This is a genomic window from Streptomyces sp. WELS2, assembly GCF_013870595.1.
Lineage (GTDB): Bacteria > Actinomycetota > Actinomycetes > Streptomycetales > Streptomycetaceae > Streptomyces.
In genome coordinates this window covers 1-7,772 of the sequence record NZ_JACBWZ010000253.1, presented here as the reverse complement: position 1 = coordinate 7,772, position 7,772 = coordinate 1, and the positions used below count along the sequence as shown (strand labels likewise).

Genomic DNA, 7,772 nt, shown 5'->3' with positions numbered 1-7,772 from the left:
AGCGTCGTCTTGCCGGTGCCGGGCGGCGCCACCAGCACGGCGGTCCCCTCACCCTCCAGGGCGTCGGTCAGGGCGGGCAGGGCGGAGCGCACGGGCAGCGCGTCCAGAGCGTCGTAACGGATCACGCCCCCAGTGTCGTACGACGGGAAACCAGTGCCGTAGACGGGAAAACGGCCCCCACGCGCGCGTGGGGGCCGCATGAACACGCCGGGTGACCGGACGACTCCCGCGGGCGGTTTTCGGACGGCTTCAGTCCCGCTCGCACACGAAGATCGCCGTGCCCGGGATCAGGTTCCCGCGCAGGGGCGACCAGCCGCCCCACTCGGAGGTGTTCCACGCCGGCCACTCCGGCTCCACCAGGTCCACCAGCCGGAAGCCGGACGCCACGACGTCCCGCACCCGGTCGCCGAGCGTCCGGTGGTGCTCCACGTACACCGCGCGGCCCTGCTCGTCCTGCTCCACGTAGGGCGTGCGGTCGAAGTAGGACGCGGACACCGACAGGCCCTCGGGGCCCGGCTCGTCCGGGAACGCCCAGCGGATCGGATGCGTCACCGAGAACACGAACCGCCCGCCCGGCCGCAGCACCCGGTGCACCTCGCGCAGCACCAGCCCCGGGTCGGCCACGAACGGCAGCGCCCCGTACGCGGAGCACGCCAGGTCGAAGGAGCCGTCCGTGAAGGGCAGCGCGCCGGCGTCGGCGCAGACCAGCGGGAAGGCGCCGCCGATGCGCAGCGCGTGCTGGAGCTGGCGGTGCGAGAGGTCCAGGGCCACCGGCCGCGCGCCCTGGGCGGCCAGCCAGCGCGCGCACTGCGCCGCGCCCGCGCCGATCTCCAGGACGTCCCTGCCCTTCAGCTCCTCCAGCGGGCCGAGCAGCCCGGCCTCCGCCTCGTCCAGGCCCTCCGGGCCCCACACGAAGCGGTCGTCGCCGAGGAAGGTGCCGTGCTCGGTCTGGTACTCGTCCGCGTTCCGGTCCCACCAGCCGCGATTGGCGCGTGAGCTTTCCGTGACGTCCGCGTCACGCCGGGTGGCCTCCGGCTCGAACCCTTCGGGCCGCCCGGGGTCGTACGTTTCCGGCTCTTGGATGATCGGCTCCCTCGTCGTACTCTTCCGTCCAGCCTGCCGGAGGGGCCCCGCGGGAGGGTTCGCATTGACCCTGTCCGGCTGCCCCCGTATGCTACAAGTTGCGCTGCGGGCCTGCGCACCTCAGACGTAGCAGGCTGCGCTCGCATCTGTTGTATGTCCCCTCGGTTGTCGAGGCGCCAACACCAGCGATGGTGAGGCGCTTCCTTGGCTGTCCGGCTTCTGCAGAGCGAAACGGGCTCCCGGCGTAAGCAGTACCTACGACTTCAATGTCCGTACCGGAGCCCTTTCCCACATGACGAGCAGCACCGAGACCACCGCCACCACCCCGCAGGTAGCGGTCAACGACATCGGTAACGAGGAAGCATTCCTCGCAGCGATCGACGAGACGATCAAGTACTTCAACGACGGCGACATCGTCGACGGCGTCATCGTGAAGGTCGACCGGGACGAGGTCCTGCTCGACATCGGTTACAAGACCGAAGGTGTCATCCCGAGCCGCGAGCTCTCGATCAAGCACGACGTCGACCCGAACGAGGTCGTGGCCGTCGGCGACGAGATCGAGGCCCTGGTCCTCCAGAAGGAGGACAAGGAAGGCCGCCTGATCCTCTCGAAGAAGCGCGCCCAGTACGAGCGTGCCTGGGGCACCATCGAGAAGATCAAGGAAGAGGACGGCATCGTCACCGGTACCGTCATCGAGGTCGTCAAGGGTGGTCTCATCCTCGACATCGGCCTCCGTGGCTTCCTGCCGGCCTCCCTGGTCGAGATGCGCCGTGTCCGCGACCTCCAGCCGTACGTCGGCAAGGAGCTCGAGGCCAAGATCATCGAGCTGGACAAGAACCGCAACAACGTGGTCCTGTCCCGCCGTGCCTGGCTGGAGCAGACCCAGTCCGAGGTCCGCCAGACGTTCCTCACGACCCTCCAGAAGGGTCAGGTCCGTTCCGGTGTGGTCTCCTCGATCGTCAACTTCGGTGCCTTCGTGGACCTGGGTGGCGTCGACGGTCTGGTCCACGTCTCCGAGCTGTCCTGGAAGCACATCGACCACCCGTCCGAGGTCGTCGAGGTCGGCCAGGAGGTCACCGTCGAGGTCCTCGACGTCGACATGGACCGCGAGCGCGTCTCCCTGTCGCTGAAGGCGACCCAGGAAGACCCGTGGCAGCAGTTCGCCCGCACCCACCAGATCGGCCAGGTCGTGCCCGGCAAGGTCACGAAGCTGGTACCGTTCGGTGCGTTCGTCCGCGTGGACGAGGGCATCGAGGGTCTGGTCCACATCTCCGAGCTGGCCGAGCGCCACGTGGAGATCCCGGAGCAGGTCGTCCAGGTCAACGACGAGATCTTCGTCAAGGTCATCGACATCGACCTCGAGCGTCGCCGCATCAGCCTCTCGCTGAAGCAGGCCAACGAGTCCTTCGGTGCCGACCCGACGGCGGTCGAGTTCGACCCGACCCTGTACGGCATGGCCGCGTCCTACGACGACCAGGGCAACTACATCTACCCCGAGGGCTTCGACCCGGAGACCAACGACTGGCTGCCGGGCTACGAGAAGCAGCGCGAGGAGTGGGAGCGCCAGTACGCCGAGGCGCAGACCCGCTTCGAGCAGCACCAGCAGCAGGTCATCAAGTCCCGCGAGGCGGACGCCCAGGCCGCTGCCGAGGGTGGCGACGCCGCCGGTGCGGCTCCGGCCGCGGGTGGCGGTTCGTACTCCTCCGAGGGTGCGGACACCTCCGGCGCGCTGGCCTCGGACGAGGCGCTGGCCGCGCTGCGCGAGAAGCTGGCCGGCGGCCAGAGCTGATCGCAGCCGCTGAGGCTTAGCCGATAGTGGCTGAGGGGCCGTACCTTCCGAGGTGCGGCCCCTCAGGGTTTTCCGGGGCGGGCGCGGCCGGCCCCCGCCTCAGGGAGTGACCGGGATGTTGGTCAGGCCCTTGCCGTCCGTCACCGTGTTGGTGCCGTAGACCGTGGCCGGGCAGGTGGCGCTGTAGTTGGTGACGTCGATCGCCAGGCGGGTCGCGCCGGTCGCGCCCGTCAGAGCCGACTTGTTGCCCTTGAAGACCGTGCCGCAGCCCCAGCCGGACTGCTGGGTGTGGGTCTGGTAGCCGTCATTGGTGGTGGCGGTGCCGGTGTTGTCCTGGACTAGGACGTCGTTGCCCTTCACGTCGACCCAGGAGTCGTCGTAGTTGGCACCCGTCAGACCGCTGCCGTCGAAGGTGTTGCCGACGATCCGCGCGCCGGTCGTGCCCTCCTTGATGTCGACGTTCTCGCCGCCCACGTCCGGGCCGATCGTGTTGTTCAGGATCAGCACGCGGTCGCTCCGGTCGGACAGCGTGTTCGCGGTGCCCACGTACACGCCCTCGCCCATGCCCCGGCCGTCGTTCCCGGTGTCGTAGATCCTCGAGTTCTCGATCACGCCGTCCGCGCTGGAGTCGCGGAAGTGCACGCCCTCCATGTCCAGGCCGTGCACCGTGACACCGTCCAGGACGACGCCCCTGGCCGCGTCGACCACGATGCCCTTCTGGCCGCCGGTCACGGTCAGACCGCCGACCGTCCAGTAGGAGGCGCCGTTCAGGTGCAGTCCGTAGCCGCCGCCGGCGGTGAGCACGGCGCCCGGGGAGCCGGTCAGGGTGATGCGGGCGGAGGCCGTGGCCGGGGTGGTCGCCTTGAAGTTGCCGGTGTAGGTGCCGTCCGCCAGGTGGATCGTGTCACCGGGCCGGGCGGCGGCGAGCGCGGTCTTCAGCTGGGCGGCGGTCGTGACCTCGACGGTGCCGGCGGCCGTGGCCGGTCCGGTGGACGCGGCCAGGCCGCCGGCGGCGAGAGCGGTGGCGAGCAGGGAGGTGAGCGGCGTGCGTATGCGCATCGGAGGTGCCTTCCCGTGAGTCCCCTACGTGAACGGCGATCTTCACCGTGAACTCGACGCCCGTGAAGGTACGGACCAAGTGACGGGTCGTCAAGGCATCGCCCCGCAGGAGATCCCCGACGAGCCGCGGGTGGCGGGAATTCCGCTGTTCCGGGGCGCGTTGTCCATGACGAACACGAGGAGGAGCGGTCACAGTGCTTGATCCGCAAGGTTTGTACGCATGGGAGCCGAAGGGCCTCGCCGTGGTGGACATGGCGCTCGCCCAGGAGTCGGCCGGCCTTGTCATGCTCTACCACTTCGACGGATACATCGACGCGGGCGAGACCGGTGACCAGATCGTCGACCGGCTGCTCGACTCACTGCCCCACCAGGTCGTGGCACGGTTCGACCACGACCGGCTCGTGGACTACCGGGCCCGCCGGCCCCTGCTGACCTTCAAGCGGGACCGCTGGACCGGCTACGAGACCCCGGCCATCGAGGTACACCTCGTCCAGGACACCACCGGTGCCCCCTTCCTGCTGCTGTCCGGCCCCGAACCGGACGTGGAGTGGGAGCGGTTCGCGGCGGCGGTGCGCCAGATCGTGGAACGGCTCGGCGTGCGCCTGTCCGTGAACTTCCACGGCATCCCCATGGGCGTCCCGCACACCCGCCCGGTGGGCCTGACCCCGCACGGCAACCGCACCGACCTCGTCCCCGGCCACCGCAGCCCCTTCGACGAGGCACAGGTGCCCGGCAGCGCCGAGTCGCTGGTCGAGTACCGCCTCATGGAGGCCGGCCACGACGTCCTGGGCGTCGCCGCGCACGTCCCGCACTACATCGCCCGCTCCCCGTACCCGGACGCCGCGCTGACCGTCCTGGAGGCCGTCACGGCCGCCACCGGCCTGGTGCTGCCCGGCGTGGCCCACGCGCTGCGCACGGACGCCCACCGCACCCAGACCGAGATCGACCGGCAGATCCGGGAGGGCGACGAGGAACTGACCGCGCTGGTCCAGGGACTCGAGCACCAGTACGACGCGGCGGCGGGTGCCGAGACCCGGGGCAACATGCTGGCCGAGCCCGTGGATATCCCGTCGGCCGACGAGATCGGGCGGGAGTTCGAGAAGTTCCTGGCGGAGCGGGAGGGCGACGGCTGAGGCGGGGGAGCGGGCTGCCGGCGGGCACCTGCCGCAACGGCCCCCTGGCCGGGCGTCTAGGCTTCCGCTCATGCTGACAGTGGGCCTGACCGGCGGGATCGGCGCCGGCAAGAGCGAGGTGTCGCGGCTGCTCGTGGAGCACGGGGCCGTCCTGATCGACGCGGACCGCGTCGCACGCGAGGTCGTGGCGCCGGGCACCCCCGGCCTCGCCGCCGTGGTCGAGGCCTTCGGCCCGGACGTCCTCGCCGCCGACGGCGGCCTGGACCGGCCCCGGCTCGGCTCCATCGTGTTCGCCGACCCGGAGAAGCTCGCCGTCCTCAACGCGATCGTGCACCCTCTGGTCCGGGACCGCTCCCGCGAGCTGGAGAGCGCGGTGCCCGAGGACGCCGTGGTGGTCCACGACGTCCCCCTGCTCACCGAGAACGGCCTCGCACCGCTCTACGACGTCGTGATCGTCGTGGACGCGAGCCCGACGACGCAGCTCGACCGGCTGGTACGGCTGCGCGGGATGACCGAGGAGGACGCACGCGCGCGTATGGCCGCGCAGGCGACGCGCGAGCAGCGCCGGGAGATCGCGGACATCGTCATCGACAACGACGTCCCCCTGGACGCGTTGCGCGAGCGGGTCGCCGAGGTGTGGGCCGATCTCGCCCGCCGGGCGCGGGGGAGCGCCGGCGCGGAATAGCCGACCGCTCCGGGGCGTTGAACCGCTGGAGCAAGGGAAGGACTCAGCCGTGCCCGAGACCAGCGGTTCCACCGGACGTACTCCGGAAACGCATGTCATCGACTTCCGTGCCGCCGAGCAACTGCTCAACGCGCGGGACCCGCGGGGCGCGGTGAAGCTGCTCGACGGAGTCATCGCCGCGCACCCCGAGAACACGGCGGCCCGGCTGCTGCGCGCGCGTGCCTTCTTCGCCGCGGCCCAACTGCGTCCCGCCGAGCTGGAGTTCACCATCGTGCTGGAACGCGAGCCGGACAACGCGTTCGCCCACTTCGCCCTGGCCCGCACCTACGAACGCCAGGGCCGTCCCGACCAGGCCAAGCGGCACTTCCGGCTGGCCGCCGCGCTGGACCCCAACCCGCGGTACCTGGAGGCGGCGCGCTTCGACGCGTGACGCCCGGGCGGGTGCCCGTCCCGCTCAGGGATGCCGGGGGCCGGGCCACCGGCGGTACGGCCGTCCGCCCGGAGGGCGGTGCCTCGGCGGGCCCGGGTACGGTGGCCCGTCCTCCGGCGGCTGGTACGGCGGTACGTCGCGGCCCGGCTGGTAGTGCGGGCCCTGCCGGATGTGCCGCATGATCACGGCCAGGTCGACGGTGGTCACCAGCCACAGCGCCGCGCACGCCGCCGCCCAGCCGGGCCGCCCGGCCAGCGCGAAGGCCACCGTGCCGAGGGCCGTCCAGCCCAGCCCCCACAGGCTCAGCCAGAACCGCGCCCGCAGGGCACTGCGCGCGGTCGCCGGTTCACTGCCCGTACGCATCGGACCATCACTCCTCCTTGCAACGTACTCTTCGGCCCCGGTCCGCACCACCACTCGGCTCGGCCGGGCATCCGCGGGGTGGTGGCGGCCGGCAGGTCGGGCGCGGATGGTTCCCGTTCCGGCCTGAATAACTCGAAGGAGTGAATCAGGGCAGCAGGGGAACGGGCGTACGGGCGTGGGCCGTTGTCCGGGCATGAAGATCGGGATGCGTGAGGGATACGGGGGCACGGGGCCTGGGGTGATCACCCCGGACGGCTGCGCGGTCGAGCTGTACGCACGGCTGCCGGTGGGGGACGAACCGGACGTCATCGCCGCCGCGGTGCCGGCCGGAGCGCACATCCTGGAGCTGGGCAGCGGGGTCGGCCGGGTGACCCACGCACTGCTGGAGCGCGGCTTCACGGTCACGGCGGTGGACGAGTCCGCCGCCATGCTGGCCCGGGTGCGCGGGGCGCGCACGATATGCGGTCCCATCGAGACCCTCGACCTCGGCGAGACGTTCGACGCGGTGATGCTCGCGTCGTTCCTGGTGCACGCCGGTGACGAGGAGGTGCGCCGAGGCCTGCTGCGTACCTGCGCCCGGCATGTGGCGGAGGGCGGCTGCGTGCTCATCCAGCGGGAGGGCTCCGACTACCACACCAACGTGCCCAGAGAGCGGGTCGACCCGAGCGGCTTCACCGTCCGGATCACCTCGGTCGAGCCGGCCGGGGAGGACGTGCACTCGGTCCACGCCGAGTATGTGTTCCCGGACGCGGTCTGGACCCAGACCTTCCTCTCCAGGCCCCTGACCAAGGAACAGTTCGAGTCGGCCCTGGCGGAGGCGGGCCTGAGGGTCGACAGGTATCTGACCCCGGACGGGATATGGGTGAGGGCGGTGCCGGTGGGGTGACCGGTCTGGGGCGGCGGGCCGGTGCACACCATGGGATCGCTTGAACTGGCCGGCGTGGTCACGCGGGCTTGGAGGTCGCGTCGGCCGGGCCGACGGATGGGGAGGCGTCCGCCCCGGCCGGTGGGCTCACGGGCTTTGGGGCGTGGCCCGGGCCGTCCGTGCGGTGACCCTTGGGCCCGTGGACTCACCGGCCCTGGGGGCGCCGCCCGGTCCGCGGAAGCCCCGGCCGTGGGGTTACCGCCGGGCCCGTCAGCTCAGCAGTCGTGTGGGAGGACCGCCGATGCCGTCGGGTTCGCCGCCGGTACCGAGCCGCCGCTTCAGCCCGTACCCTCCTGCCCGCCACG

General features: G+C 71.3%; 8 protein-coding genes. 5 read left to right on the top strand and 3 right to left on the bottom strand.

Translation table 11 applies throughout. The features are described 5' to 3' along the window. Positions 1 to 249: 249 nt before the first annotated feature. A complete protein-coding gene (locus H5J33_RS16695; protein WP_181795702.1) occupies positions 250 to 1,086 on the bottom strand; it encodes a class I SAM-dependent methyltransferase in 837 nt (278 codons plus the stop codon). A 289-nt stretch (positions 1,087 to 1,375) separates the two neighbouring features. Here H5J33_RS16695 and rpsA point away from each other — a divergent pair, with 289 nt between their 5' ends. Further along, on the top strand, positions 1,376 to 2,872 hold the full coding sequence (gene rpsA, locus H5J33_RS16690; RefSeq protein WP_181795701.1) for a 30S ribosomal protein S1: 1,497 nt from the start codon (positions 1,376 to 1,378) through the stop codon (positions 2,870 to 2,872). Between the two features lie 99 nt (positions 2,873 to 2,971). Here the strand turns inward: rpsA and H5J33_RS16685 are convergent, their stop codons facing one another. Further along, a complete protein-coding gene (locus tag H5J33_RS16685) occupies positions 2,972 to 3,931 on the bottom strand; it encodes a right-handed parallel beta-helix repeat-containing protein (protein ID WP_181795700.1) in 960 nt (319 codons plus the stop codon). A gap of 194 nt (positions 3,932 to 4,125) precedes the next feature. Here H5J33_RS16685 and H5J33_RS16680 point away from each other — a divergent pair, with 194 nt between their 5' ends. The 3 genes from H5J33_RS16680 (at position 4,126) to H5J33_RS16670 (ending at position 6,179) form a co-directional block, all read left to right on the top strand. Further along, on the top strand, positions 4,126 to 5,064 hold the full coding sequence (locus tag H5J33_RS16680; RefSeq protein ID WP_181795699.1) for a PAC2 family protein: 939 nt from the start codon (positions 4,126 to 4,128) through the stop codon (positions 5,062 to 5,064). 70 nt (positions 5,065 to 5,134) lie between these two features. Beyond that, positions 5,135 to 5,749, top strand: coding sequence for a dephospho-CoA kinase (gene coaE / locus H5J33_RS16675; RefSeq protein WP_181795698.1), 615 nt, complete (start codon positions 5,135 to 5,137; stop codon positions 5,747 to 5,749). A gap of 49 nt (positions 5,750 to 5,798) precedes the next feature. Next, on the top strand, positions 5,799 to 6,179 hold the full coding sequence (locus H5J33_RS16670) for a M48 family metallopeptidase (protein WP_181795697.1): 381 nt from the start codon (positions 5,799 to 5,801) through the stop codon (positions 6,177 to 6,179). A gap of 24 nt (positions 6,180 to 6,203) precedes the next feature. Here the strand turns inward: H5J33_RS16670 and H5J33_RS16665 are convergent, their stop codons facing one another. Beyond that, the gene (locus H5J33_RS16665) at positions 6,204 to 6,542 is read right to left on the bottom strand and encodes a DUF6343 family protein (RefSeq protein ID WP_181795696.1); all 339 of its coding nucleotides are present in this window, start codon (positions 6,540 to 6,542) and stop codon (positions 6,204 to 6,206) included. 205 nt (positions 6,543 to 6,747) lie between these two features. On the opposite strand from H5J33_RS16665, the gene H5J33_RS16660 reads away from it, so the two are divergent. Beyond that, complete coding sequence (locus H5J33_RS16660) at positions 6,748 to 7,428, top strand: bifunctional 2-polyprenyl-6-hydroxyphenol methylase/3-demethylubiquinol 3-O-methyltransferase UbiG (RefSeq protein ID WP_258565155.1); 681 nt, start codon at positions 6,748 to 6,750, stop codon at positions 7,426 to 7,428. The last annotated feature ends 344 nt before the right edge of the window (positions 7,429 to 7,772 follow it).

Excerpts from the sequence above, each read along its gene's own strand:
- rpsA (WP_181795701.1), top strand. The coding sequence starts at position 1,376 with ATGACGAGCAGCACCGAGACCACCGCCACCACCCCGCAGGTAGCGGTC.
- H5J33_RS16685 (WP_181795700.1), bottom strand. The coding sequence starts at position 3,931 with ATGCGCATACGCACGCCGCTCACCTCCCTGCTCGCCACCGCTCTCGCC.
- coaE (WP_181795698.1), top strand. The coding sequence starts at position 5,135 with ATGCTGACAGTGGGCCTGACCGGCGGGATCGGCGCCGGCAAGAGCGAG.
- H5J33_RS16665 (WP_181795696.1), bottom strand. The coding sequence starts at position 6,542 with ATGCGTACGGGCAGTGAACCGGCGACCGCGCGCAGTGCCCTGCGGGCG.
- H5J33_RS16660 (WP_258565155.1), top strand. The coding sequence starts at position 6,748 with ATGCGTGAGGGATACGGGGGCACGGGGCCTGGGGTGATCACCCCGGAC.